24 protein-coding genes and 2 tRNA genes are annotated in these 24,426 nt (G+C 63.1%); 10 read left to right on the top strand and 16 right to left on the bottom strand.

Features of this window, described 5'->3' with window-relative positions:
* Positions 1-43: 43 nt before the first annotated feature.
* Genes ACNJX9_RS21510 through ACNJX9_RS21500 form a run of 3 tightly spaced genes read left to right on the top strand, consistent with a single transcriptional unit; the run spans position 44 to position 3,212 of the window.
* On the top strand, positions 44-1,732 hold the full coding sequence (locus tag ACNJX9_RS21510; RefSeq protein ID WP_439404078.1) for an aspartate:alanine exchanger family transporter: 1,689 nt from the start codon (positions 44-46) through the stop codon (positions 1,730-1,732).
* 44 nt (positions 1,733-1,776) lie between these two features.
* A complete protein-coding gene (locus ACNJX9_RS21505; protein WP_439410097.1) occupies positions 1,777-2,628 on the top strand; it encodes a dienelactone hydrolase family protein in 852 nt (283 codons plus the stop codon).
* An 8-nt stretch (positions 2,629-2,636) separates the two neighbouring features.
* Positions 2,637-3,212 carry an invasion associated locus B family protein gene (locus ACNJX9_RS21500; RefSeq protein WP_439404077.1) on the top strand — a complete coding sequence of 192 codons (576 nt, stop codon included), beginning with the start codon at positions 2,637-2,639 and terminating at the stop codon, positions 3,210-3,212.
* Positions 3,213-3,225: 13 nt separating this feature from the next.
* On the opposite strand, the gene ACNJX9_RS21495 is transcribed toward ACNJX9_RS21500, so the two are convergent.
* Positions 3,226-3,666 carry a response regulator gene (locus tag ACNJX9_RS21495; RefSeq protein ID WP_439404076.1) on the bottom strand — a complete coding sequence of 147 codons (441 nt, stop codon included), beginning with the start codon at positions 3,664-3,666 and terminating at the stop codon, positions 3,226-3,228.
* Between the two features lie 57 nt (positions 3,667-3,723).
* Positions 3,724-4,347 (bottom strand): response regulator transcription factor, encoded by a 624-nt coding sequence (locus ACNJX9_RS21490; RefSeq protein ID WP_439404075.1) that lies wholly within the window; start codon positions 4,345-4,347, stop codon positions 3,724-3,726.
* Positions 4,348-4,649: 302 nt separating this feature from the next.
* Here ACNJX9_RS21490 and ACNJX9_RS21485 point away from each other — a divergent pair, with 302 nt between their 5' ends.
* Positions 4,650-5,333: a helix-turn-helix domain-containing protein gene (locus ACNJX9_RS21485; protein ID WP_057755158.1), complete on the top strand. Its 684-nt coding sequence runs from the start codon at positions 4,650-4,652 to the stop codon at positions 5,331-5,333.
* Here ACNJX9_RS21485 and ACNJX9_RS21480 read toward each other — a convergent pair.
* The 3 genes from ACNJX9_RS21480 to ACNJX9_RS21470 all read right to left on the bottom strand — a co-directional run bounded on the left by ACNJX9_RS21480 (position 5,322) and on the right by ACNJX9_RS21470 (position 7,798).
* Positions 5,322-6,038 carry a MarC family protein gene (locus ACNJX9_RS21480; RefSeq protein ID WP_439404074.1) on the bottom strand — a complete coding sequence of 239 codons (717 nt, stop codon included), beginning with the start codon at positions 6,036-6,038 and terminating at the stop codon, positions 5,322-5,324. The genes ACNJX9_RS21485 and ACNJX9_RS21480 overlap by 12 nt on opposite strands.
* 74 nt (positions 6,039-6,112) lie before the next feature.
* On the bottom strand, positions 6,113-6,577 hold the full coding sequence (locus tag ACNJX9_RS21475; protein WP_057755165.1) for a potassium channel family protein: 465 nt from the start codon (positions 6,575-6,577) through the stop codon (positions 6,113-6,115).
* A gap of 129 nt (positions 6,578-6,706) precedes the next feature.
* A complete protein-coding gene (locus tag ACNJX9_RS21470) occupies positions 6,707-7,798 on the bottom strand; it encodes an AI-2E family transporter (protein WP_439404073.1) in 1,092 nt (363 codons plus the stop codon).
* 157 nt (positions 7,799-7,955) lie between these two features.
* Between ACNJX9_RS21470 and ACNJX9_RS21465 the strand changes: the two genes are divergently transcribed.
* Positions 7,956-8,468 (top strand): GNAT family N-acetyltransferase, encoded by a 513-nt coding sequence (locus ACNJX9_RS21465; RefSeq protein ID WP_439404072.1) that lies wholly within the window; start codon positions 7,956-7,958, stop codon positions 8,466-8,468.
* 65 nt (positions 8,469-8,533) lie between these two features.
* On the opposite strand, the gene ACNJX9_RS21460 is transcribed toward ACNJX9_RS21465, so the two are convergent.
* Together ACNJX9_RS21460 and ACNJX9_RS21455 are read right to left on the bottom strand one after the other, a co-directional pair.
* Positions 8,534-8,643, bottom strand: a tRNA-OTHER gene (locus ACNJX9_RS21460).
* A 27-nt stretch (positions 8,644-8,670) separates the two neighbouring features.
* Positions 8,671-9,000: a hypothetical protein gene (locus tag ACNJX9_RS21455; protein ID WP_439404071.1), complete on the bottom strand. Its 330-nt coding sequence runs from the start codon at positions 8,998-9,000 to the stop codon at positions 8,671-8,673.
* 859 nt (positions 9,001-9,859) lie between these two features.
* Here ACNJX9_RS21455 and ACNJX9_RS21450 point away from each other — a divergent pair.
* Positions 9,860-10,381: a hypothetical protein gene (locus ACNJX9_RS21450; protein WP_439404070.1), complete on the top strand. Its 522-nt coding sequence runs from the start codon at positions 9,860-9,862 to the stop codon at positions 10,379-10,381.
* Between the two features lie 195 nt (positions 10,382-10,576).
* Here ACNJX9_RS21450 and ACNJX9_RS21445 read toward each other — a convergent pair.
* The 7 genes from ACNJX9_RS21445 to pncA form a co-directional block, all read right to left on the bottom strand.
* Positions 10,577-10,666 (bottom strand) — tRNA-Ser (locus ACNJX9_RS21445).
* Between the two features lie 338 nt (positions 10,667-11,004).
* Positions 11,005-11,331: a hypothetical protein gene (locus ACNJX9_RS21440; protein WP_057755178.1), complete on the bottom strand. Its 327-nt coding sequence runs from the start codon at positions 11,329-11,331 to the stop codon at positions 11,005-11,007.
* A 236-nt stretch (positions 11,332-11,567) separates the two neighbouring features.
* Positions 11,568-13,418 carry a dihydroxy-acid dehydratase gene (gene ilvD, locus ACNJX9_RS21435; protein ID WP_439404069.1) on the bottom strand — a complete coding sequence of 617 codons (1,851 nt, stop codon included), beginning with the start codon at positions 13,416-13,418 and terminating at the stop codon, positions 11,568-11,570.
* Positions 13,419-13,937: 519 nt separating this feature from the next.
* Positions 13,938-15,215 carry a DUF1236 domain-containing protein gene (locus ACNJX9_RS21430; RefSeq protein WP_439404068.1) on the bottom strand — a complete coding sequence of 426 codons (1,278 nt, stop codon included), beginning with the start codon at positions 15,213-15,215 and terminating at the stop codon, positions 13,938-13,940.
* Between the two features lie 76 nt (positions 15,216-15,291).
* Positions 15,292-17,355, bottom strand: coding sequence for an NAD(+) synthase (locus ACNJX9_RS21425; protein ID WP_439404067.1), 2,064 nt, complete (start codon positions 17,353-17,355; stop codon positions 15,292-15,294).
* 130 nt (positions 17,356-17,485) lie between these two features.
* The gene (locus ACNJX9_RS21420) at positions 17,486-18,604 is read right to left on the bottom strand and encodes an alpha/beta fold hydrolase (protein WP_439404066.1); all 1,119 of its coding nucleotides are present in this window, start codon (positions 18,602-18,604) and stop codon (positions 17,486-17,488) included.
* Positions 18,605-18,617: 13 nt separating this feature from the next.
* On the bottom strand, positions 18,618-19,244 hold the full coding sequence (pncA, locus tag ACNJX9_RS21415) for a bifunctional nicotinamidase/pyrazinamidase (RefSeq protein WP_439404065.1): 627 nt from the start codon (positions 19,242-19,244) through the stop codon (positions 18,618-18,620).
* Positions 19,245-19,489: 245 nt separating this feature from the next.
* Here pncA and glk point away from each other — a divergent pair, with 245 nt between their 5' ends.
* The 3 genes from glk (at position 19,490) to ACNJX9_RS21400 (ending at position 21,106) form a co-directional block, all read left to right on the top strand.
* Positions 19,490-20,458 carry a glucokinase gene (glk, locus tag ACNJX9_RS21410; RefSeq protein WP_439410096.1) on the top strand — a complete coding sequence of 323 codons (969 nt, stop codon included), beginning with the start codon at positions 19,490-19,492 and terminating at the stop codon, positions 20,456-20,458.
* 143 nt (positions 20,459-20,601) lie between these two features.
* Entirely contained in the window at positions 20,602-20,805 is a 204-nt protein-coding gene (locus ACNJX9_RS21405; RefSeq protein ID WP_057755196.1) for a hypothetical protein, read from the top strand.
* Positions 20,806-20,950: 145 nt separating this feature from the next.
* Positions 20,951-21,106, top strand: coding sequence for a hypothetical protein (locus ACNJX9_RS21400; protein WP_271601281.1), 156 nt, complete (start codon positions 20,951-20,953; stop codon positions 21,104-21,106).
* Between the two features lie 83 nt (positions 21,107-21,189).
* On the opposite strand, the gene ACNJX9_RS21395 is transcribed toward ACNJX9_RS21400, so the two are convergent.
* The gene (locus ACNJX9_RS21395) at positions 21,190-21,567 is read right to left on the bottom strand and encodes a response regulator (protein ID WP_237862328.1); all 378 of its coding nucleotides are present in this window, start codon (positions 21,565-21,567) and stop codon (positions 21,190-21,192) included.
* A gap of 124 nt (positions 21,568-21,691) precedes the next feature.
* The gene (locus ACNJX9_RS21390) at positions 21,692-22,510 is read right to left on the bottom strand and encodes a Spy/CpxP family protein refolding chaperone (protein WP_439404064.1); all 819 of its coding nucleotides are present in this window, start codon (positions 22,508-22,510) and stop codon (positions 21,692-21,694) included.
* Positions 22,511-22,987: 477 nt separating this feature from the next.
* On the opposite strand from ACNJX9_RS21390, the gene ACNJX9_RS21385 reads away from it, so the two are divergent.
* The gene (locus tag ACNJX9_RS21385) at positions 22,988-24,328 is read left to right on the top strand and encodes an ABC transporter substrate-binding protein (protein WP_439404063.1); all 1,341 of its coding nucleotides are present in this window, start codon (positions 22,988-22,990) and stop codon (positions 24,326-24,328) included.
* Positions 24,329-24,426: the final 98 nt, after the last annotated feature.

Below are 24,426 nucleotides of genomic sequence, written 5' to 3'. Positions count from 1 at the left end.
GCAGCAAATCAAATCGCGGCAAAAGCGCCGGGGAACGTCGACCATGGAAACCGTCAGGTGGATCATCGTCACCGCACCGGAAATCTTCCTGCTGCTGGCGATTGCCATCGGCACCATCCTGGGGCGGATCAAGATCAGCGGATTCTCGATCGGCACCACCGCCTGTATCCTTGTTGTCGCTGTCTTGATCGGACAGCTCGGCTCCTTCTCCTTTCCACCGATCCTGCGGGCGATCCTGTTCAGCCTGTTCGTCTTCACGATCGGCTACCGGTCCGGGCCGGAGTTCTTTGCCTCCTTGAGCGTCCGGACACTGGCGCAGGTCGCGCTGTCGCTGGTGATCGGCGCAACGGGCCTCGTGCTCGTGCTCATCTTTGCACACCTGCTCAAGCTCGATACCGGCACCGCCGCGGGCCTCACCGCCGGCGCGCTGACCCAGTCCTCGGTGATCGGCACCGCGTCGGGCGCGCTGGCGCAGCTCGGCCTCGCACCCGACATCTTGAAGCAACAGGAAGCCAATATCGCGGCCGGCTATGCTGTTACTTATGTGCTCGGCTACATCCTGACGCTGCTGTTCGTCCCATTCGTCGCGCCGCGGCTGATGCGGGTTGACCTCAAGGCGGAGGCCAAGAAACTCGAGACCGAGCTTGCCGGTGGCGTCCCCGCGAAGACGGATAATCTCTCCTACCGCAAATTCCAGGCACGGGCCTATCGCGTCTCGGCCGCCGCCGGCCGCACCGTCGAAGCCATTGAAGCCGAGATCGGCGGACGTACCGTCGTCGAGCGGATCGTCCGCCAAGGCGCTGATGTCGGGCCGCATCGCGACGTCGTGCTCGAAAATGGTGACGACATCGTCCTGACTGGCCCGACCGCAGCGATCGTCGCCGCCAAGCCGGTCATCGGCACCGAAATCGATGCCGACGAATTGTTGCGCAACCTGCCTGGCAACGTCGTCGAGGTGCTCGTAGAGAATCGCAAGCTGCACGGCAGGTCGCTCCGCGAGGTGGTCGACATCGTCGGCGATAGCGCGCGCGGCGTCTTCCTGCGCGCCCTAACGCGGATGGGCCGCGAAGTGCCACTCGGGCCCGATACGCGCGTCTATGTCAGCGACGTCATGACGCTGGTCGGTAGCACCGGCAATATCGCGCGGGCGACGGCGCAGGTTGGTTCTGCCCTCAACACGAGCGATCGCACAGATATTGCTTTTCTTGCCGCCGGCATTGCCGTCGGTCTTCTGGCCGGCCTCGCCAGCCTCAAGGTTGGCAGCGTGGCGCTGACGCTCGGCGGCGGAGGTGGCGCGTTGATTGCGGGCCTGGTCTGCGGCTGGCTGCGTTCGCGCAGGCCGACCATGGGCGCGATGCCGCCAGCCGCCCAGCAGACCTTGAGTGATATCGGCCTTGGCGGTTTCATTGCGGCGATTGGCCTCGGCAACGGCCTCGCTGCCTGGTCGGCGATCCAGGCCCATGGCCTGCTCCTCGTCGGCATGGGCGTGGTCGTCACCCTCGTCCCGATGACGGTTGGAACGCTGGTCGCCTACTACGTGCTGCGGATGAACCCGGTCGTGACGTGCGGCGCGCTGGCCGGCGCCATGACGGTGGATGCCGCCGTGACCGGTGCCTGCGATGTTGCCGAGAGCAAGACGCCGGTGCTTGGCGTTGCAGTGCCATATGCGGTCGGCAACGTCGTGCTGACGGTGCTCGGTCCGATCGTCGTCGCCGCCACGTATTCGGGATGACGGAGGGCATGATGGGTCCCCTGGCTGCAATCCTCCGCCGGTTCATGACTGCCGTCCTTGTCCTTCTCGTCCTTGCGGTGCGCGGGCATGCCGAGGACGACGTACGGATCCAGGAGGAGATCTGGGCTCTGCCGCTGCCGCTGCCAATGTTCGCTTACTTGGTCCGACCGGTTGGTGACGGTCCCTTCCCGCTGGTGATCATGAACCATGGCGTCTCGCTGAATGAGACCGATCGTAGCTTCTTTCCGCTGGTCGAATTCCGCGACGCCGCCAAATGGTTCGCCAAGCGCGGCAATCTGGTGGTGGCGCCGGTCGGAAGCGGCTATGGCGCCGCCGCGATCGATGTTCCCGAACGGGCGCTGTACGGCCCGTTCTTCTCCAAGATCGGCAACTGCATCAACCCAAACTTCCACGATGCCGGGCTCGCAGTCGCGCAAGTCGACCTCTGGATCATCGACTACATGGCGGCCGAGAAACGCGTCATTCCGAAAGACGTCGTCGTGGTCGGGCAATCCGCCGGCGGCTGGGCGGCGATCGCCCTGTCGAGCCTGAACCCGCCGCCGGTGAAGGCGATCATCACCTTCGCCGCCGGCCGCGGCGGCCGTGTCGGTGGCAAGCCCAACAACAACTGTGCGCCTGACAAGCTGGTGGAAGCGACCGCCGATTTCGGCAGCACCTCGCGCGTGCCGATGCTTTGGATCTACATCGAGAACGACACGTTCTTCGGCCCCGAATTGTCAAAGCGGATGCGCGATGCGTTCACGGCCGCCGGCGGCAAGGCCGAGTACCATTTGATGCCGCCATTCGGCCACGAGGGCCACTTCTTCATCGGCTCGCCGGACGCGATTCCGCTCTGGACGCCACTGGTGGCCAAGTTCCTCGACGCGCAGAAATAGAGACAGCCATGCCCAACGTTCCGTTGACTGCCGTTCTGGCCCTGGTCGCTGGCGCGGTGATGTCTTCAGCCAACTCGGCGCCGAAGAAGGCAGACAGCGACACGGCCGCCGAATTCGCCGCCCGCGGCCAGCGGGAGGCCAAGGATATTACCTATGGCGACTGGCAGAAGCTCTGCTTCAAGCCCGGCGGTGCGCCGACCCTGTGCCGGACGTCGATCACTGGAACGTTCCCGACCGGCCAGATGGCCGTGCGTATCGACCTGATCGAGCGCGAAGACAGCTCGGCGGCCCGACTACAAATCTTCGTTCCCGTCGGCATGTATCTTCAGCAGCCGGCGACTCTAAGCGTCGATCGTGGCAAGGCCGTCCGCGTGCCCTATAGCTGGTGTCTGACCAACGCATGTATCGCGGCCGACGTTGCACCGCCGAGGATCATCAAAGAGATGGATGTGGGACAGGCCTTGGTGCTCGAGGTCGTCGATTCAAACCTGCTGGCAATGACGACGTCGGTGCCGCTCGCGAATTTCGCCTCGGTTCACAAGGGCCCACCGGCGAAAACGCTGGAGCAATATGTCGACGAATGAAGGGTCTGGCAGATCAGGCGGCCGATGCACGCATCACCGAGGCGATCAGCGCTTCCGCCGAGAACGGCTTTGTCAGGTATGCAACGCAGCCTGATGCGATCGCAGCGGCATGATTTGCCGCGCTGTCATTGCCGGTGATGTAGATGACCGGCGCGACAACCCCCTGCCCTGCCAGTCGGAGCCGCAGCTCAATGCCGGACTTTCCGTCAAGATTGATGTCGAGCACGATGCAGATCGCCTCCTCGAACCTGCCCTGATCGAGCAAGGCGTTCGCTGAGTCGAACAGCGTCGCAACGAACCCGTGCGCACGAAGCAGCCTGCTAAGGCTGGTCCGCATCGAAGGATCGTCATCGACGACGAAAACTGTTGCGCGGGACGGCAAGGGAGCGACCTCTCGGGCCGGCACTATTGTAGCGCGACGCTCGCATGGCAGCACCGCCCCACGAACTTTCATATTGTCCCTTGGGGCAGTCCCGTTGCCGCAAACCACGATCCCGGCGCGATCAGAGAGCTAATCGCCCTTCGTATCGAGCAATCCAAGCCGTTCCGCGATCGAAACAAGCTCTGCAAGCGAATGAACTTGCATCTTCTCCATCACCTGGTGGCGGTGGGCCTTCACGGTCCGCTCGGTCGTCCCCAGTTCATAAGCGATCTGCTTGTTGATCTTGCCGCGGACGATGAGATCAAACACCTGTCGTTCACGCTGGGTCAGCCTGGCGAGGTGCGCGCGAAATACCTCCAGCTTGCCACGTTGACTTCGCACCGCGTCCTGCCGCACCAGCGCGCGTTCGATCGCGTCAAGCAGCAACTCTGACGAGACCGGCTTGGTCAGGAAGTCTTCCGCTCCGGCCTTGATCGTCCGCACCGTGGTTGCCGTATCGGCATGTCCGGTCAGGAAGATGATGGGCAGCGTCGAGCCCGATGCTACCAGCCGGCTCTGTAATTCGGGGCCGCTCAGTCCCGGTATCCGCACGTCGAGCAGAATGCATCCGGGCTGATCGTCACCTGGCGCGGCGTCCAGCAGGTCCTGCGCCGATGCATAGGTCGCGACATCATAGCCGGCGAGCTTCAGCCGGCGTTCTATCGCCGTCCGGAACGATGCGTCGTCATCAACTACGTGGACCAGGCCGGGCACTCTTCACCTATCGCGGAGTTCAACGATGACGAATGAATGACCGAAGCGATATTCGGCAAATTGAACGAAAATCAAAATATGTGCTTCCTCACGAGATCCCTTCCGGAGGCGGCAAAGGACTTCTCAATCCGCGCAAGTAAGTCCATTCGGTCCAGGGGTACCATGTACCTTGGGACAATGGTTGGGAATACCGCGTTAGTCGTAAATCAACTTCAGCGGGAATGGGATAGCGCGGCCGCATCTCCTGCGACGAGATTTTCTGCCCGACGGACCAATTCGGCGTAGAGCTGAGGAGTTGGCCTATGTTCGTTCGCATCACCACTGATTCCGCCCCGCGCCCCAATTCACTCCGCGACCTCGGCATGACCAGCTCTTCAACTGCGCTGGTCAGCCTGAGCGAATTTTCCTACAAGAAAGGCGCTGAAGTCTACGGCGAGAAAGAACCCGCCGAATATGTCTATCAGGTCAAGTCCGGGGCTGTGCGGAGCTACAAGCTGCTGTCGGACGGTCGCAGGCAGATCGGCGCCTTTCATCTCACCGGCGATATCTTTGGGCTGGAGAATGGCAGCGAGCACAGATTCACGGCCGAGGCGATCGTCGATACCACAGTACGTCTCGTCAAGCGGCAGAGCCTCGAACTGGTCGCCGAAAATGACGCGATGGTCGCCAGGAACCTGCTCAGCATGACCACGAACAACCTGCAGCATGCGGAAGATCATATGCTGCTGCTCGGGCGCAAGACCTCGCTGGAGCGCGTTGCGGCGTTCCTGCTCGAGATGGACAGGCGGCTGACCGCGGCAAGTGTCATGGCGCTGCCCATGTCGAGGCGCGATATCGCCGACTATCTCGGCTTGACGCTGGAGACCGTCTCACGCGCCTTGTCGCGTTTGCACGAGCTCGGCATCATCGGCTTTATCGGCAACACACAGCGTCAGATCGTGCTGCTGGACCGGCACCAGCTTGCAAGCCTCGATCTACCGGCTTGACCTGACGGGAAGTCGCTCATGGACGGTGTGCGAAGCACCATCCAGGATCGTCCGCGCCACGTCCGTTGTCCCGGTGATGATGATCTGCACACCGATGCAGAGCAGGAGGAACGCCGACAGCTTGGTAACCACGCTGGTGCCCTCCTCTCCGAACAGGCGCGCCATCGCGCTCGACTTGCGGTAGGCGTGGTATATTGCCGCGGTCACGGCGAGGGCAACCGCCAGCGAAACGATCGACGATCCAAACATTGCATCCAGGCTGTCGGTCCGGCTTATTCCGATGGCGATGGCGGTTGCTATCGTTCCAGGTCCTGTCGTGAGCGGGATCGTCAGCGGAAAGAACGCCATGCGCTTCATGGTTGCAAGATCGGCGGTCGCCTCCGCGTGGGGGCCGGCCGCACCGGACGTGGCGTTGAGCATCGACCAGCCGGTTGCGGCGACCACGAGGCCCCCGGCAATCCGCAGCGCTGGTATGGTCACGCCGAAGAAGTTCAGAATCTGGCTGCCGAGAAATAGCGAGGCTAACAAAACAGCGAAGGCGTATCCGGCAACGCGCAGCGCAAGATCCGCGCGCTCGTCCTCAGAGAGGCCTCTCGTCCGGTCCAGGAAGATGAAGGCCAGTCCGTAAGGATTGATGATCGCAAACAGCGCGCCAAAACCGAACAAGAAATCGGCAACCCAGCGGGATGTCACGAAATTGGGCATCTGGCCTCAGCTCCGCTTGCGCCACCAAAGGTGCTTGTACGAGCCAGGCCCGCACGGGACGCTGCCGGTCGCGTTCACGGCACGTGTTCCTTTCCTCTGACGACATCGTCCTTGATCAGTCCGACGTGGTCGAGCGTCTTGCGCAAGACCTCGAACAGGATTGCGGCCGACCAGCCGAACAGCAGCACGCCGTTCATCGCGGTCAGCGGCCCGATCAGCCGCCATTCACGCACCGGCGTGATATCGCCATAGCCAAGCGTCGTGTAGTTGACGAAAGCAAAATAGACGAGGTCGCTCTCGGGAGCGGCCACGGCCCGGACGAGGGCATAGGTCCATGCCCATATCAGGACTTCCAGCGCATGCGCGACATTCAGAACCGCCGCGGTCGCAACCATCACGCCCATCAGGTGCAATCTTGGCCGCTCGACCTTGCGAAGGCCTGCGCTGCGGGCAATTGCGACGGCGACGAGCGTAACAAGTGCGTGAATGCCGATGTTGACCGCGCTGATCAGCGCGCCGACCGTCAATTGCAACAGCATAGGGTTCGACCAGACCTCAATCGCGCAAGCTGTCCCGGACAGCCGACGCCCCTCTCCGGCATCGACCGCCCTCTGAAGGGCGCCGAACAGCCATCGAAGAGGCGCTGCAATCGTCGACGTTGATTTGGGTCAACGGTCGGCAACAACGTCCGGCACCGGCGCGGCCCGCTCGATGCGGATCCAGGCGGCCGCAAGCTCCCAGGCAACCGCCAGGATGATCGGCCCGATGAAGAGCCCGATGATCCCATGCGCGAGCGTTCCGCCGATCACCCCGATCAGGATCACGAGCGTCGGCGTGGTCAGCCCGCGCCCCATCACCAATGGCTTCAGGATGTTGTCGAGCAGGCCGACGACCACGAAGAATATCGTCAGCGGCAGTGCTGCAGTCATGTCCTTGTCCATCCAGATCCAGATGACCACGGGGAGAAGAACGATGACCGCGCCGATCTGCACGATCGACAACAATAGAACGAGGATAGCGAGCAAGCCCGCGCTCGGAATGGCGGCGAGCTTGAAGCCGATGCCGGCGAGCAACGCCTGGATGATCGCAACGCCGATCACGCCCTGCGACACTGCGCGGATGGTGGCGCCGGAAAGCTCCAGAAAATGCTCGCTCTGTTCCGGCACGATCCGGAACAGGAAACCGCGGATCGCACCGGCAAGCTGCGGGCCGTAGGGAAAGAGGAGCCCGGTGACCAGCACCGACAGCAGGAACTGAAGCGTGCCGATGCCGGCGCTGCCGACGAAGGACAGCATGAAGCCAGCAAGCGGCTTCAGATACGGCGTCACCTCCTGCAGCACCGCACGGACATTGGTGTAGGCCAGATTCCAGAAATCGTAGAGCTGCTGGCCGATCAAGGGCCAGCTCTTGATCTGCTCAGGTGCGGCCCGCAGCGCGAGTTCGCCAGCACTGATCTGGCTTGCGATGTCCCTGATCCCGTCGACGGCACTCAAGCCCAGCCACGCCGCGGGGCCGATGACGATACCGAGCATGATCACGGTGAGAATGGCCGCCGCGATACGCGGGCTGCCGCCGAGGATTTTGGCGAGCCAGCTGAAGGCCGGATAGAACGCCACCGCCAGCACCGCGCTCCACGTCAGGATTGGCACGAACGGCTTGATGATCAGGAAGGTCCACGCCACCAGCAGTCCGAGCAATCCGAGCCGGATCACGAGCTGGATGACGCCGTCGGTCGTCAGAACTTGTCGAATTGTCTTCAAGCGCGGTGCCTGTGTGCTCAGGAGCCTGCTCAGCGTAGCGGCTCCGCTCGTGCAGCCGGCTTGATCCAGATCAAGCAGTTCCGCCGCAGTCACCAGCCTGATCGCCGGATGCGGACGACGGTCGTCGTCTCCGCCTCACGAACGCAGCGAGACACCGATGATCGATGCCGCGAGCTACACGCGCCGGGACACGTTGCGCGACGGCACGTCCGTCGAAATTCGGGCGCTCCATCCTGAGGACGAGGTCGAGATGCTCGCGGCGCTGGGACAGACCAGCGCGCAGTCGCGGCGGCGTCGGTTCTTCGTCCCGAAGCAGCATTTTTCGGACAGGGAGCGCGACTTCTTCATGGAGATCGATTTCGAGCACCATGTCGCGCTGGTCGCTTGCGTGGACGATGCGGGCATCGTCGGCGGCGGTCGCTACATCGTCGCAGAGCCAGGCCGCGCCGAAATGGCCTTCATGGTGATCGACGCCTGGCAGGGGCGCGGCATCGGTGGCCTGCTCCTGCGTCACCTGATCGCGCTGGCGCGCGACGCCAGGCTGGGCGAACTGACGGCAGAGGTGCTCCCCGAGAATGCAGCCATGCTCCGCCTCTTCGATAGATTTGGATTCGTGCGCGCAAAGGGCTGGGATCCCGATGCCATCCACCTGGAATTGAAGTTGACCTAGATCGGATCAAACTCCAGTTAATTCAGCCAATTAGACAGAATTATTGACGCTGAAATTGAACCTGATGGCGGAAGGTGGGATTCGAACCCACGGTACCCTTGCGGGCACGCCGGTTTTCAAGTTCGGGCGGCGCAGTGTCGCCCTGTGTTGGCACGTCCAACTAGTCCGGATTTCCTCGCGTTTTGGCAGGGCGACAGTCCAGTCAGTCCATCGCGTGTCGCCAAACTTGGGTCCGAGGAGGACGTCGATAATCGTCCTTCTCGGGATCCTCGGCACGGTCGTCGCAGCACTGCTGCGGGCCAATATACGCGTATGGGCGGCGCTTGCGCTCGGCCTTTTCGTGATCGGGTTGTCGGCCGCGCTCATTGCCTTCGTTCAGCCCTGTGGATCTGGACGGGATCTCGCTATCGGCCATGCTCTGCTGGCGGGGGATGCGGTCGACGATGACGGCAGGCCGGCGGTATTTCTGACAATCAAACGCTCGTGGCCCGGCGCGGTTCTTGTCCGGTGAACGCGCGCCGGGCCTAACCATTCCCCGCTTCCCCCGTGAGGTTTGGCTAAGGTGAAGATAAAACGATTCTCGGACAGCTTATACTTGTTTGTGCAAGCCCCAGAACGCGGTCAGCAGACAGGTGATGGCCCCCGTTCCGAGCAACAAGAGAACGCTTTCCTCACCCACGACGCGCAGTAGCTCGCAATCGTTCCGAGATACCACTAATAATCGATAATTCGACTCTCGCGGGTGTCGGGCTTCGATGGCGGGATGTCCGTCTCATCAAGCACGAAACCGTGCCCGGCACCGGAAGCTTCAAGGTGCGCTTCGCTGATGGGCGCCGAAGTCGTTGTTTCTACTTCGACGACCTACAGTCGCGACGGCTACGTCCGGGGCAAGTGCCCCGCGAACAAGCATTCGATTGGGCCAGAATGTTCGCCCGAATTATGCGCGGCGTGATCGATCGCTGGGGCCCGCCAGCGAACCGGCGGGCCTAGGACCATCTATCGCCCTAGAGAACGCCACACCCAAACGGCCGATTAAATTTAGAACACTGTATCTTTTTGGACTGAGGGATTGAATTCCGAGCAGAAGGATATGAACCGGCGTGCCGGGTTGAGTTTGGTGCGTCGGGCGGTCTCGGAGCGTCTCGTCTCCAGCCCCCGAGATGCTCGGGACCGTTCGTCTGAAATAAATCCCGCGACTCACATTTGTTGTGGCGGGAACTAGTGGTGCCGGGAAGATTCGGTAAACCGGGGCTGGCTGATACTTCACTTAAATTTTTCACCCGGAAGTTTTGACCAATGCGCGGGCCGCAGCTGCCCCCAGCTGCGGCCTTCGTATTCTGCGAATTCCGCTTTCGGAGATCCAATGCCCAACGAACATTGCTTGATCGTACATGCTGCTGGAAGACAATTGGACCTGCTCCGCGGAGAAGCTTCGCGCATCGCAAAGGGAAAACAGATTAACTGGTGGACCGATCGCGGCGACGCCGGTACACGCTTTTGCTTTGAAGACGCGAATGCGAAAGAGACGTTCGCGCTCACTTGCGACAATTTCGGCATCCGTTGTCGAGACGACTAGCACAAAAGAAGCCGCCGACCCTGTGAGCCGGCGGGAGTCTCTGAACGCCAAGTATCAGCGCCTATTGGCGGGGATCCCCGACAGCGCCGACGTCGATCTCGGTCTGGTCAGGTTGCCGGCCAACGCCCTCATTTTTCCTGCCCTGCCCGATCCCGGCGAGCCGCTCGACCTTTCGAAGCCGCGCAACCCGCGCAACTTATCGAAGGAATTTGCCAGGCGCGCCGAGCTCATCGGTTTCGGCGGCATTCGCTTTCAAGGCTTCCGCGGCATTCACTCGACCGCTCTGCTCGATGGCAACATTCCGGTGCATCGAGTAGCAGAGCGAGCGCATCGGTGATGATCCGGCGGTCTTGTTGAGAAACTATTCGAAGCGGAAGCAATCGAAGCAGGCCGACGCGTCAATCGCGCCGACGCTAAACACCTTGGCGAAGGGCTTTCTTGCCCCTTACGGTCGTTGGGTACAGTTCGCTCATTGTTCAGAAGGCGATGGAAAACAAATTTCAAAAATACTTTTTTTATATCAAGCACTTACTGGCGGAAGGGGTGGGATTCGAACCCACGGTACCCTTGCGGGCACGCCGGTTTTCAAGACCGGTGCCTTAAACCACTCGGCCACCCTTCCAAGACTGGCTGTCAAGTCTGGCTGTCGCTTAACGTAGTCGGCCGCGCAAGGCAACGCGAAGTTAGGGCTGTCCGCATCGAGCCGGCCCACCAAATCCGAGCTGTCAGGCGCGCGTCAGGCTGATCTTCTAGCCTGGCAACACTTGGGGAGACTCAATAGCGCTTCCCCTCAGCCATCCCCGCCATTGGCGATGCCACCCAGGGCGTCGCTGGTCGCGAGGCCCGGTCGGATTCGTCTCCATGTCCGGGCCTCGTTCGGCTTGCCGCAAAGGAAAACGCGGCGCCCCTAAAGGACGCCGCGCGAAGTCTGTTGCTGAGTTTGGTGTTGCCCGCCTCAGCTCAGTAGCCGCAGGACGCGCAGCCCATCTGCACCGGCGCGTAATAGGAATAACCCGGCGAGACCATCTCGACGCGCTGGCGCGTCGCGTATTGCGGCGGGATCTGCTCGTACTGAACACCGGGCGGCGCCACCATCACGGTCTGCGGGACCATCACGGTGCGATACTGCGCCGGCGTGCGATGCGCGACGACGGCGCCGGGTGACACCATCACGGTTTCGTCGACGGTGCGGTATTGCGGGGCGACGTATTGCTGCTGATAGCACGTCGTGCACGGCTGCGGCGGCGCGTAGCAATTATAGCAGCCGGCAGAAGCTGCGCTCGTCATCGCAATCGCGGCGACGACTGTTCCGAAAACAACAGCAAGAGTACGAGACATTATGGTGGTGCCCCAATTGCCTGAAATGGATGTGCGAAGGTGGCCGCACTATAAGCCGCAAAACGCATCTCTGCCGAAGTTCGTCGGGGCATCCTTAATGCGAACGGCCGGCTTTCGCCGACCGTTCAGAACTTGTTGACCATGCGCGAGCGCGAGAGTCACGCTCACGCCGATGCAGAACGTGCTTACTTCGTGCGACGCTTGACCTCACGCACGGCGCCGCGCGCAGCGCTGGTGGTCAGCGCAGCGTAGGCCTGCAGCGCGGTCGAGACGCTGCGCTTGCGCGCCGCGGGCTGCCAGGCGGCATCGCCCTTCGCCTCCTCCGCCGCACGGCGGCTCGCGAGCTCCTCGTCGGAGATCTCGAGATTGATGCTGCGGTTCGGGATGTCGATGGCGATGCGATCGCCAGTGCGCACCAGAGCGATGTTGCCGCCTTCGGCCGCTTCCGGCGACAGATGGCCGATCGACAGACCCGAGGAGCCGCCGGAGAAGCGGCCGTCGGTGACGAGTGCGCAGGCTTTGCCGAGGCCCATCGATTTCAGATAGCTGGTCGGATACAGCATTTCCTGCATGCCGGGGCCGCCGCGCGGGCCTTCATAGATGATGACCACGACCTCGCCGGCGACGACCTTGCCGCCCAGAATGCCTTCAACGGCCGCGTCCTGGCTCTCGAACACACGTGCGGGGCCGGAGAATTTCAGGATCGAAGAATCGACGCCTGCGGTCTTCACGATGCAGCCGTCCTGGGCGAGGTTGCCGTAGAGCACCGCGAGGCCTCCGTCCTTGCTGAAGGCGTGCTCGATGTCGCGGACGACGCCCTTCTCGCGATCGGCATCGAGCTCGTCGTAGCGGCGATCCTGGCTGAAGGCGACCTGTGTGGGGATGCCGCCGGGCGAGGCGCGATAGAAGGTGCGCACAGCCTCGCTCTTGGAGCGCTTGATGTCCCAGCGCTCCAGCGCCTCGTTCATGGTCGGCGCATGCACGGTCGACACTGACGTGTCGATCAGTCCGGCACGGTCGAGCTCCCCGAGAATGCCCAAAATGCCGCCGGCGCGATGCACGTCCTCGACATGGACGTCGGCGACCGATGGCGCGACCTTGCAGAGCACGGGCACGCGGCGCGACAGGCGGTCGATGTCCTGCATGGTGAATTCGACCTGCCCTTCATGGGCGGCGGCAAGGAGATGCAGCACGGTATTGGTCGAGCCGCCCATCGCGATGTCGAGCGTCATCGCGTTCTCGAACGCCTTGAAGTTGGCGATGTTGCGCGGGAGCACGGAGGCATCGTCCTGCTCGTAATAGCGGCGGACGAGGTCGACGATGGTGTGTCCGGCCTCGACAAAGAGGCGCTTGCGGTCGGCATGGGTGGCGACAACCGTGCCGTTGCCGGGCAGCGCGAGGCCGAGCGCCTCGGTCAGGCAGTTCATGGAGTTGGCGGTGAACATGCCCGAGCAGGAGCCGCAGGTCGGGCAGGCCGAGCGCTCGATCACCTTGACGTCGTCGTCGCTGACCTTGGAATCGGCCGCAGCCACCATGGCGTCGATGAGATCGACCGCCTTGGTCTTGCCCTGGAGCTTGACCTTGCCGGCCTCCATCGGGCCGCCCGAGACGAACACGGCTGGGATGTTGAGGCGCAGCGCGGCCATCAGCATGCCGGGCGTGATCTTGTCGCAATTGGAGATGCAGACGAGGCCGTCGGCGCAATGGGCGTTGGCCATATACTCGACGCTGTCGGCGATCAGCTCGCGCGACGGCAGGCTATAGAGCATGCCGTCATGGCCCATGGCGATGCCGTCGTCGACCGCGATGGTGTTGAACTCCTTGGCAACGCCGCCGGCCTGCTCGATCTCGCGGGCAACCAGCTGGCCGAGGTCCTTCAGGTGGACGTGGCCGGGCACGAACTGGGTGAAGGAGTTGACGACCGCGATGATCGGCTTGCCGAAATCGCCGTCCTTCATGCCCGTCGCGCGCCAGAGGCCGCGGGCGCCTGCCATGTTGCGGCCGTGGGTGGTGGTGCGGGAGCGATAGGCTGGCATGGCGGTTTCCGTCCTCGGGGTTGGGTGGCGCGGGCGGGAAATATGGAGCCGCCTCGCACCTTTCCGGCCGGATAGCGCACGGGGTGATCAGGCGCAACGGGAACTTGGATCGGACAGAGCTCCCCTGCTCCCGCCGCGAGCTTGGAGGCGAACGTCGCGAGCGCCGTGATGAGCGGCCTTACACACCTCAACCTCGGTTCGCGCCAAACGCACGATGCGGCTGCACATGATGAGCCAAGAGCGCAACGGTATTCTCGTCCGTAGTGCTCCGGAATGGAATCCTATCGGGACCTCGCGTACATCACGCTCATCGATCGGCGGCCACTTCCAAGGGCATCATCCTCTGATCGCGCACTATGGGGTTGGGGGACCACATGGGGCGGGGGATTGAAGGCTGGGGCAAGGTGACGAGGTCCGGACTCCTAGGCACTCCGGACCTCGAAGCTTTTTACTTCGAACGCAATTTCGCGCCCCCGGCTTTATGAGCCGCGCGGCGCGAAATCGTTGAGCGTCCCGCGCTCAGCGGGTTTGCGGCTCGATGGTCACCGTGCAATCGCCCTGCCCCTGCGTTGCGACCACGATATCGCCAGCGGCGGCGCCGAGCGGAATCGGGGCGGATGAGCCGCCGCCGGGCATCTGAACCGTCACGCTCAGTGAATCGGTCCGCGCACTCGAGCCCACCGTTGACGGTTCGACTTCGGCCACGTTGCCCGAGGCATCACGCCGCATGATCCGGCAATTGACGCTGCTGCTTGCGTTGCTGCCGCCGGTCGCGGCCATGCTGGTTGATGCACTGCCGCTCATCTCCGCGCGGGCTCGCGACGGATCGCGAGGCACCTGGCTGACGATGCGATGCGTCCGCGGATCCACGATGACGACGTCATCATCCGTCGCGAAATACTCATAGTCGCGATATTCCGGCTCGATCGAGACGATCTCGGGCGGCAGCCTGTACAGATGCACGTGCGGGGGAATTGTCTCGCCGGCGCGGATCGAAATGTTCAGGTTGCGCTCCGGCTCCGCCAGGCGCTCGCGGCTCAGTCGTTCCGAGATTTGCACCTGCTTTTCGGAGTTCACCCGGGTCTGCTGGCTGACCTGCGTGTTGGTCTGGCTGGTTTGATTGGCTTGATTGGTTTGCGTCCCGGTGGCGGCCGGTGCGCTCTGTGCATTGTTGGTTGGCGGCGTCCGGCTCGTCTCGGTTGCGCTGGCCGGCCGATTGCCTTGTTGCGCAGGGCTCTGCTCCGCGGCGTTGCGCGGAGGTTGGGTCTGGTTACGCTCGCCCTGGTTGGCCGCGGCTCCCGTGCGCTCGTTCTGCTGAGCAGCGGGACCGCTCTTGGATTTCTCGGTCTCGGCGGTTGATTTCTGCGGCGCAGACTTGTCCGACTTGGTCTCGGCGCGGTTCTTGTCGGCGTCGTGTCCCGATTTCGCGCTCTCGGCCTCACGGTTGCGATCCTTCGATGGCTCGCGGGATTCTTGCGCCTGCTCCCTGGCATTCGGCGCGTTGTGCTCGGCAGCGGTGGCCGGCTGACGCTTGTCCTCGCTCGCCTCGTGCTTGGCAGCGCCGCCTTTCTCCTCGCGGGCGGCGCCTTGAAGCTTCTCCTGCCCACCCTGCACGCGTTCCTGGGCGCGTTCTTGGGCGCGTTCCTGGCCGGCGCCACCGCGCTGCGGCGCAGCGCTCTTGGCCGGTTCCTCGGTCCGTTTCTGCTCGTCCTTGCGCTCGGGCGCCTGAGCATAGGCAACGCCGGATGCGAGCATAAGTCCAATCGCCGCGGTCGATAACATCAAGTGCTTACGCATGGTCCCTCTCCTGGACAAATCGCAATGACAGACGCGAACGCTCTGTCGGTACGAATGTTCCTGAGCGGGAACGTCGCTATTGAGTTTCGGTCGGCACTGAGGTCGAGGGGTTGGGCACGTTCCGCTCGAGATCCTCAAGCCATGCCGCCGCGCTCGAATCCGACGGTGCACGCCAGTCGCCGCGCGGCGAGAGCGAGCCGCCGGCTGAAACTTTTGGCCCGTTTGGCATCGCCGAGCGCTTGAACTGGCTGAAGGCGAAGAAGCGGCGCAGGAACACCTCGAGCCAGCGGCGGATCTCCGCAAGGTCATAGGCTCTGCGCTTGTCGGCCGGGAATGCCGGGGGCCATTCGCCCGCGGCGACATCCTTCCACGCCTGGAGTGCCATGAAGGCGATCTTGGACGGCCGCATGCCGAAGCGTAGCGTGTAGAACAGGTTGAAATCCTGCAATTCGTAGGGCCCGACGGAAGCCTCTGTGCTTTGCGGCTTCTCACCCGGTTTCACTGGAACCAGCTCCGGCGAGATTTCGGCCGCGAGGATCGAGGCCAGGGTTGCATTCACGTCGGCGCTGAACTGCTTCGATGTAATCACCCAGCGGATCAGATGCTGGATCAGCGTCTTCGGCACACCGGCGTTGACATTGTAATGCGCCATCTGGTCGCCGACGCCATAGGTGCACCAGCCGAGCGCGAGCTCGGAGAGATCGCCTGTGCCGATGACGATGCCGCCATGATGGTTGGCAAGGCGGAACAGATAGTCTGTGCGCAGACCCGCCTGCACGTTCTCGAAGGTGACGTCGTAGACCTTCTCGCCTTTGCCGAAGGGATGGCCGATATCCTTCAGCATCTGCGTCGCCGTGGTGCGGATGTCGAGTTCCTGCCAGGTGGTCTGCAACGCCTTCATCAGTGCCAGCGCGTTGGTCTTGCTCTCGCTGCCTGTCGCGAAGCCCGGCATGGTGTAGGCGAGGATATTCTCGCGCGGCAGGCCGAGCAGGTCGATGGCATTGGCGGCGACGATCAGCGCATGGGTGGAATCGAGGCCGCCGGAGACGCCGATCACGACACGCTTGATGCCGGTGGCGCGCATGCGCTGCACAAGGCCCGCGACCTGGATGTTGTAGGCCTCGTAGCAATCCTGCTCGAGCAAATGCTCATCGTTCGGCACGAACGGGAAACGCTCGACCTTGCGCAGGAAGCCGATATCCGCAGACGGCGGCTTCAGGGCAAATGTCACTTTCCGGAATAGCGCCTCGCGCTGGCGGCGATTGTCGTCGAACGTGCCCATCAAGGCGCGCTCCTGCCTGAGCAGGTCGAGGTCGACGTCGGCCATCGTGATCTGGCCGTCTTGCCTGAAGCGCTCGCCCTCGGCCAGCAGCACGCCGTTCTCATAGATCGAGGTCTGGCCGTCCCAGGCGAGATCCGTGGTGGATTCCCCGGCGCCTGCAGCGGAATAAACATAGGCCGCAAGGCAGCGCGCCGAGGTCGACTGGCAGAGCAGCGCACGCGAGCGTGCCCGCCCGATCGTGATCGGGCTGCCGGAGAGGTTGATCAACACGCTGGCGCCGGCCAGCGCCAGCTCGGAGGCCGGCGTCACCGGAATCCACATGTCCTCGCAGATCTCGACGCCGATGGTGAGGCCAGGGACATCCTCGGCCGCGAACAGCAGGTCGGTGCCGAATGGCGCCCGGAGCTTGCCGATGGCGATCGCCTCGCCGGTGACGCCGGCGCCCGAAGCGAAATGGCGGCCCTCGTAGAATTCGCGATAGGTCGGCAGATAGCTCTTGGGCACGACGCCGAGAATGCTGCCGCGGTGGATGACGACGGCGCAATTATAGATGCTGACGCCGAAGCGCAGCGGGGCGCCGACGACCAGCACGGTCATCAGGCCTGCAGAGGCCTCGACGATCGAGGCCAGCCCGCGCTCGACCGCATCGAGCAGCGGATCCTGTTGGACGAGGTCCTCGATGGCGTAGCCGGACAGGCACAGCTCGGAAAACACCGCGACCGCGACCGACCGCGCGTCGCAGGTCTTCGCCGCCGCGATCACCGCCTCCGCGTTGGCCGCGGGATCGGCCACATGGGAGGTGGTGACGCAGGCTGCAACGCGCGCAAAGCCATGGGCGTAGATCGAGTGGAAGCTCATCGCGCAAAGGACCCTTAAATCTTGCCAGAAGCCAGCCTCGGCCGACGCTGGAGTCTATGTAGCCCATCGACCCGGCCCCGTGCAGGCCATCGGCCATCATGCATAACGGATCTGCAAGCCACGCCTGATGTCAGGCGCTGCGCGCCAGCAGGCCGGCGAGGTCGTTGCGCAGCCATTCGGCGATGCGGGGCCAGGCATGGGCATGGGTCCGCGCCCCCATGAACAGGCCGAGATGGTCGCTCGGCTCGGAGCGTGCTGCAATGAAAGCCGGCGGCGTGCCGAGGAGCTTCGCTGTGGCAAATGCCTGCGCGACCGGTACGACGTCGTCGTCAAGCCCGGCCAGAAGGAACACCGGTGCCCTGACATCCCTCAGATCGATCGCGCGGCCGAGCGCCATGAACTGGCCTGATGCGATCCGGTTCTCGCGAAAGATCCAATTCACGATCTGAAGATAATAGACGCCGGGCAGATTGAGCGTTTCGCTGTTCCAGCGATCGAAGCGCGCCAGCAGGGCCGCCCCCTCCTCGTCCGAGAGGTCTCGCTGCAACGCCGCTGCGACGTCGTCGGGGCCGGGCGCCTTCGACCAGACATGGAGCATCTCCTCGCCACTGACATTACCGCCACCGCGGGCGACGAGCTGATCGTAGACCATCTCGGGTGCATTGCGGGCAAGCTGCGCCAGCCTGGACTCGACCGAGAGGTCGACCGGCGCACCAACCAACACCAGCCGCCGCACCTTGGCCGGGAAACGCGCTGCGTAGAGCAGCGACAGCCAGCCGCCCTGGCACAGGCCGACCAGATCGACCGGCGCGCCGATCTCGTCGACGGCGACGTTGAGATCGGACAGATAGCTATCGATCGAGAGGTGGCGCATCTCAGGCGTGGCCGAGCGCCAGTCGGTGAGATAGACCCGATCGATACCGCCCTGTTGCAGCGACTGCACCACGCTGTGACCGGATGCGAAATCGGCAATCAGGGCCCGGTGCAGCGCATAGGGCGCACACACCAGCGCCGGCTGGCCCGATTGCGTCCGCGCGCAATCGCGCAGCCGCATGGTGGCAAGCTCCAGCGCCACGGTGCCTGATGTGGTCCAGGGCAGCTCGCTCTCGCTCTGCTCGGCCGGACGGCGCTCCAGCCACCAGAAGCAGGCGTCCATCGCGAGCTTTGCCGCCGCAAACGGCCACAGCATGGGGTCATCGGGGCCACGCCCCGCCTCGCCGGGCCGCTCTCCGCTCTTCTCCGCCGCCATTACCTGATGATCCTCACAGGAACGGCTCCAAGCTGATGGTGGAAATGCCGACTTCCTTAAAGCTGCGATGGGTCGCTGCGACCGAGCCGTTGAGGTCGATGCCGCGGCAAGCGTCCTCAATCACCACAACTTCGAAGCCAGCCTTGCGGGCATCCTCCGCGGAAAAGCGGACGCAAAAATCGAGCGCGAGGCCAGCCACGAAGACGGTCTTCAGCTCGCGCTCTCGCAAATAGCCAAGGAGGCCGGTCGGCGTCTTCTTGTCGTTCTCAAACAGCGCCGAATAGGAATCGATCCCGCGGCGAAAGCCCTTGCGCACCACCAGGCTTGCCCGCGTCAGGTCCAGATCCCGATGAAATTCGGCGCCAGCCGTGCCCTGGACGCAATGGGTCGGCCACAGCACCTGGGTGCCATAGTCGAGCTCGATGGTCTGAAACGGCTGCTTGCCCGGATGGTTCGCCGCGAAGGAGACGTGGTCGCCCGGATGCCAGTCCTGCGTCAGCACCACATTGGCGAATTTTTGGGCGATCCGGTTGATGGCGGGCACGACCTTCTCACCGTCGGGAACGGCGAGCGCCCCTCCGGTGCAAAAATCGTTCTGCACATCGATCACCAGCAGCACGTCGCGGTCGGATATCTTCATCGAGAGGGTCCCAATCGCAAGTCTAATGCCATCCGCCCGGCGCATCGGGCGCCGGCCGCTCTCGCCAATGTCGACCTTCCCGGGCGGCTTCGCAACCACCGCCTTGAATGCAACGCTTTGCGGACGACCGTGTTGACTAGCTGTACCTGACCGCGGAATCTCTGATATCCGCCGCAATACGGATCGGAGCAACGAAGCAGAGGAGATGGGTTCCTGTGGCCAAAGGCCACGGCAGCCACAAGGCCATGAGTATCGGCAAGACAGGAAACATTCTTCTCGCCGATATCGGCGGCACCAATGCGCGCTTCGCGCTGAGCAATGGCGAGCAGATCGGACCGATCGACTATGTGAAGGTCGCCGACCATCCAACGGTCCGCGAGGCCATCACCGACGTGCTGCGGCGGGCCGACAGCGAGAAGCCTGTCAGGGCCGTCCTCGCCGTCGCCGGCCCCGTCACCAATAATCGCTGCGTCATGACCAACAGTCCCTGGGTGATCGACGGCAACGAGCTCCAGCCGGCGCTCGGCTTCGACAGCGTCCATGTGCTCAACGATTTCGAGGTGGTGGCCTGGTCCCTGCCCGCCCTGCAGCCGGCCGACCTGATTCCGCTCGGCGGGCAGGACGGCATGCCTGGAGAGCCACTGCTGGTGGTCGGGCCCGGGACCGGTTTTGGCGTCTCCTGCCTGGTCGAGCGCCACGGCTCCCGGCTCGCTGTCGTCACCGAGGCTGGGCATGCCACCTTGCCGGCGGAGAACGAGCGCGAAGAACGGGTGATCGCCGCGATGCGCCGGCGCTTCGGCCATGTCTCGATCGAGCGCGGCGCCCTGTCCGGTTCTGGGCTGCAATCCCTCTACGAGGCGATAGCCGAGGTCGACGAAGCCCAGGTGCCGCAACGCGACGCAGCTGGCATCACCAAGGCCGCGCTGGACGGTTCTTGCGAGCTCAGCCGCGCGACGCTGGAGATGTTTTGCGCCATCCTCGGCTCCGTCGCCGGCAATCTCGCGGTGACCTTCGGCTCCAGGGGCGGCGTCTACATTGCCGGTGGAATCGTGCCGCGCTTTCCGGGATTCCTTTCGGCTTCAGCGTTCCGCGCGCGTTTCGAGGCCAAGGGGCGCTTCCAGGATTACTTGCGCAACATCCCGACGCGCCTCGTCATGAAGCCTGATGCAAGCTTCGTCGGCCTGAAGATGTTCGCCGACCACAATCTCGATTGAGGGCGGCCGCCTCGCATCGGCGCTCTCCAGCGCTTCACAGCTGAATGCAGCCAATTCGCGGTTCCACGCTGATCGTGCTTGCCCTCAGGCGTCCGATAGGAAACAATCCTGGCGTGTGTGGCGTAACGTGCCGGGGGCGTGACATGCGTAAGCAGGATGTTGGATTCGACTATCACCGCTATCACCGGCTGCTGACCGAGGCAGACGATGAAACCAAGCGGATGGCGCTGATCGAGCTGCTGATCGAGGAAAAAGCGCGGGACCGCCTGGCTGCACAGCGCGCCTCGGACCGCGCGGCGATGACGGCCCACACCATCGCGACGGTGCTGCGGGGCGGCCGCAACTAGGGCTTGCAAGGCCTGCTGCCTGCTGCGAGGAGTCCGCGATCGATTGCGATTCCGTTAAGGATCCCTGGCAATCCTGTATCAAACTTTCTGCTCTAGAAGTTCCCTCACCTGATGCAATTCAGGATCAAACAGAGGGGGAATGACCATGAGCATGATTTCGCTCGCCGAAATGCCGGCTGCCATCCAGACCCGGTCGAACGATTATTCTTTTAAAGCGATTGCCATCTTCTGCTGCCTGGGCCTCATTGCCTCCTTCAGCCTGATGGCCCAGGGCGTCGACCTCAGCGCCGGCCTGATGTGAATCCCTGACGGATCGTCCGTCGCGACATGGCCGCCCCTTCCGGGCGGCCATTTTCGTGCCCGATGCCTGCACCGTCGACAGAGTCAGTGCGGGACTTTGGCAGGCATGTCCGGAAACAGCGAGTCGATGATGCTCTTGAGCTGATCGAGCGCAATCGGCTTGCGGAGAATGGGTCGGCGCCGGAGCAAGGACGGCAGCAATTCCGGCCCGTAGCCGGTGGCAAACAGAAACGGCTTCCCGCGCCGCTCGATCAGATCGGCGACCGGATCGACATAAACACCCATCAGATTGATGTCGAGGATCGCGAAATCGTACTGCGCGGTCATCGCAAAGGCGCTCGCATCGCGGACATTGTCTGCTTCTGCGACGACATGGTGGCCAAGCTCTTCCACCATGTCAGCCATCATCATCCGGATCAACGCCTCGTCTTCGACCAGGAAAACGGAGAGTCCGTCCGCCATATCAACCCCGCAAGCCTCGCTGCAAAGCTAAGCATACCCGATTTGCGAAAAGGATACACGAATTCGTGGCCTTCAATTCCACGAACGCATGCAATCCGATTCAGGCTCGATCAATCCAGTCTGGTCAATCCAGCCCGCGCTCATGGCTGAGGCGAACCATCTCCTGGATGAACACCTGCTTCTGCTTGTCATCGAGGCTCGAATACAGCGGCTCGGCCGCATCGGCGACATTGCGCTGGTCGGCAGCGCGGTCGATCAGGAACTGCGCCTCGTTGCGCATCTGCTCGATGATGTCGTCGGGCGGATCGCGCTTGGCCCGCTCCATCCGCAGGTTGAGTCGCTCAGCGCCATTGTGCCCGAGATAATGCATGGCACTGGAGAAGCCGAACCAGTGCTTCTCCTGATCGGGCGTGAGATTCAGCTCGGTCTTGATCCGCTCGATATAGGAATCGCTGTTGGCGACGATCTGTTCGGCGGTCAGTTGCGGCGCGCCGGGCTGGGTCAGGACCGTGACGTCCTTGTTGTCCTTGCTGTCCTTGCTGTCTTGGGGGGCGTTCTTGGCTTCCTTGGTCGGCTTGGCCCCCTTGGCGCCTTTTGCCGCCTCCTTGGCGCCTTTGGCATCCTTGTCCTTGGCAGTGCCCGGCTGCTTGGCGTCCTTGCCTGAATCCTTGCTGGCGTCCTTGGCGGCCGGCGCCTGGCCGCTGTTGTTGTTCCCGACGCCGAGCACGCCGGTGAAGACACCGACCACGCCGCCGATGGCGCCGCCGAGGACGCCTCCGACAGGACCGGCCGCCTTGTTACCGGCTGCGGCGCCGTCCTGGACGCCCTTGACCAAACCTTGTGCATTCGCGACTGCGGTCGCGCCGACGAGGAGTGTCAGTACGGACCCGAGCGCAAGCCATCGTCGCAGGCCAAGCCGCACAGGCGGCGCCGGGTTGATCATTTGGGTCTCCATCTCGGTCTGCTTGCCTTCTTAAGGAAACGGCAGGCGCCCTGCCGGCTGCAACTCTACAGTTTTCGCCGAGCCAAGGTCTAGCTACGGACCATCACTGTCCCGTTGGAAAGACCTTCGGCGGCAATGCAAGCTCATTTGGAACTGCGGCGTAATTGCGCACGGAGCAATTGGCGGCTTCGCCCGACGTGTGCGTCGCAATAAGGGCTGCCGCGGCTCACGCCGCGACGCAGCCGCTGTCGCGTCCCATACACAACGTTAGTTCTAGAGAGCGGTGCATCAGGCTTTCTCGACAGATGCGATCAATCATGATCTGATCGCGCTACCAATTTGCCGCGTCCCCTGCGTGACTTAGCGCTGGAGACAACGAGGCCAACAAGAAACGTCCAACAATAAAATCAAAGAACAAACTTGGGAAATTCAGAGGAAACGACAGAACAATAAACAACACCAAGACGAGGAAACGAGATGTCACGCAAAAAGCTGACACGACGTCAATTTGTAGCTGCCACTGCAATGTCCTCCGCGGCGCTGATCACGGCGCCGTATGTCCGGGGCGCTTACGCTGCCGGTAAACTTTCGATCGGCTTCTGGGACCATTGGGTGCCCGGCGCCAACCAGGCCTCGACCGATCTGGTCAACGAATGGGCCGCGAAGGAAAAGGTCGAGGTTTCGATCGACTACATCACCAGCAACAACAAGAAGATTGAGCTGACCGCGGCGGCCGAAGCACAGGCCAAATCGGGTCACGACATTCTTCAGATGCCGAGCTGGTGGCCGCACGCCTATTCCGAGAATCTCGAGCCGCTCAACGACGTGATGGAGCCGCTCATCAAGCAGAACGGCGAGGTGAACGGCACGGTCAAATATCTTGCGCAGTCGGGCGGCAAATGGCTCGCGGTGCCGGCGACGCCCGGCAGCCAGATCAAAGGCCCCTGCACGCGCATCGACCTGATGAAGAAGTTTGCCAACATCGACGTCCAGGAAATGTATCCGGCCGGCAGCCCGCCCAAGGCGGACAACTGGACCATGGATACGTTCCTGAAGGCCGCGGAGGCCTGCCAGAAGGGCGGCTTCCCGTTCGGCATCGGCCTCGGCGAAACCACCGACAGCGTCGACACCGCCGGCGCGATCTTCCAGTCGTTCGGCGCCGAACTCGTCAACGCCAAGGGCGATATCACGATCAAGACAGACCAGGTTCGCCAGGCCATGGAGTATTACAAGAAGCTGATCGCGTTCCTGCCCCCGGACGCGCCGTCCTGGGACGACGCATCGAACAACAAATGGCTGATCTCCGGACGCGGCGCGCTGATCATGAATCCGCCCAGCGCCTGGGCGGTTGCCAAGCGCGATGCGCCCCAGGTTGCCGAGCAGTGCTGGACTCACGGCTTCCCGGCGGGCCCGAAGGGACGTTTTGCACCCTTCCTGCCTTACTTCTGGGGCGTCTGGAGCTTTGGCAAGAACAAGGAAGCGGCCAAGAGCCTGCTCGTTCACCTGTCCTCGCCCGCGGCGATCGAGAAATTCGTCGCGGTGAGCGGCGGCTATGACCTGCCGGCCTATGCGAACCTGACGAAGCTCAAGACCTGGGCCGAGGAAGGTCCGCCGAAGGGGACGCTGTTTCACTATCCGGACCCCTACCAGCAACAGACGCTCTCGATCGCGGCCTCACCGGCGCCGCCGAAAATCGCGCAGCAGATCTACTTCCAGGCGACGTTGACCAAGATGGCGTTGCGCTTTGCCCGCGGCGAAACGCTGGAGCAGTCGCTCGCCTGGGCTGAGGGCGAGTGCGAAGGCTTCATGCGGAGCTAGACGGCCAATGCGGATAGCTTGCGCGACCCTGCGCAAGCTATCCGTGCCGCCGACATTGCTGCCCGCATGAGAGCGAAGCCGATCCCACGACCGGCTTC

It is taken from the genome of Bradyrhizobium sp. BLXBL-03, assembly GCF_051853015.1.
Lineage (GTDB): Bacteria > Pseudomonadota > Alphaproteobacteria > Rhizobiales > Xanthobacteraceae > Bradyrhizobium > Bradyrhizobium manausense.
Note: the sequence above shows the minus strand (reverse complement) of the source record. Positions and strands in the feature narration are given on the sequence as shown.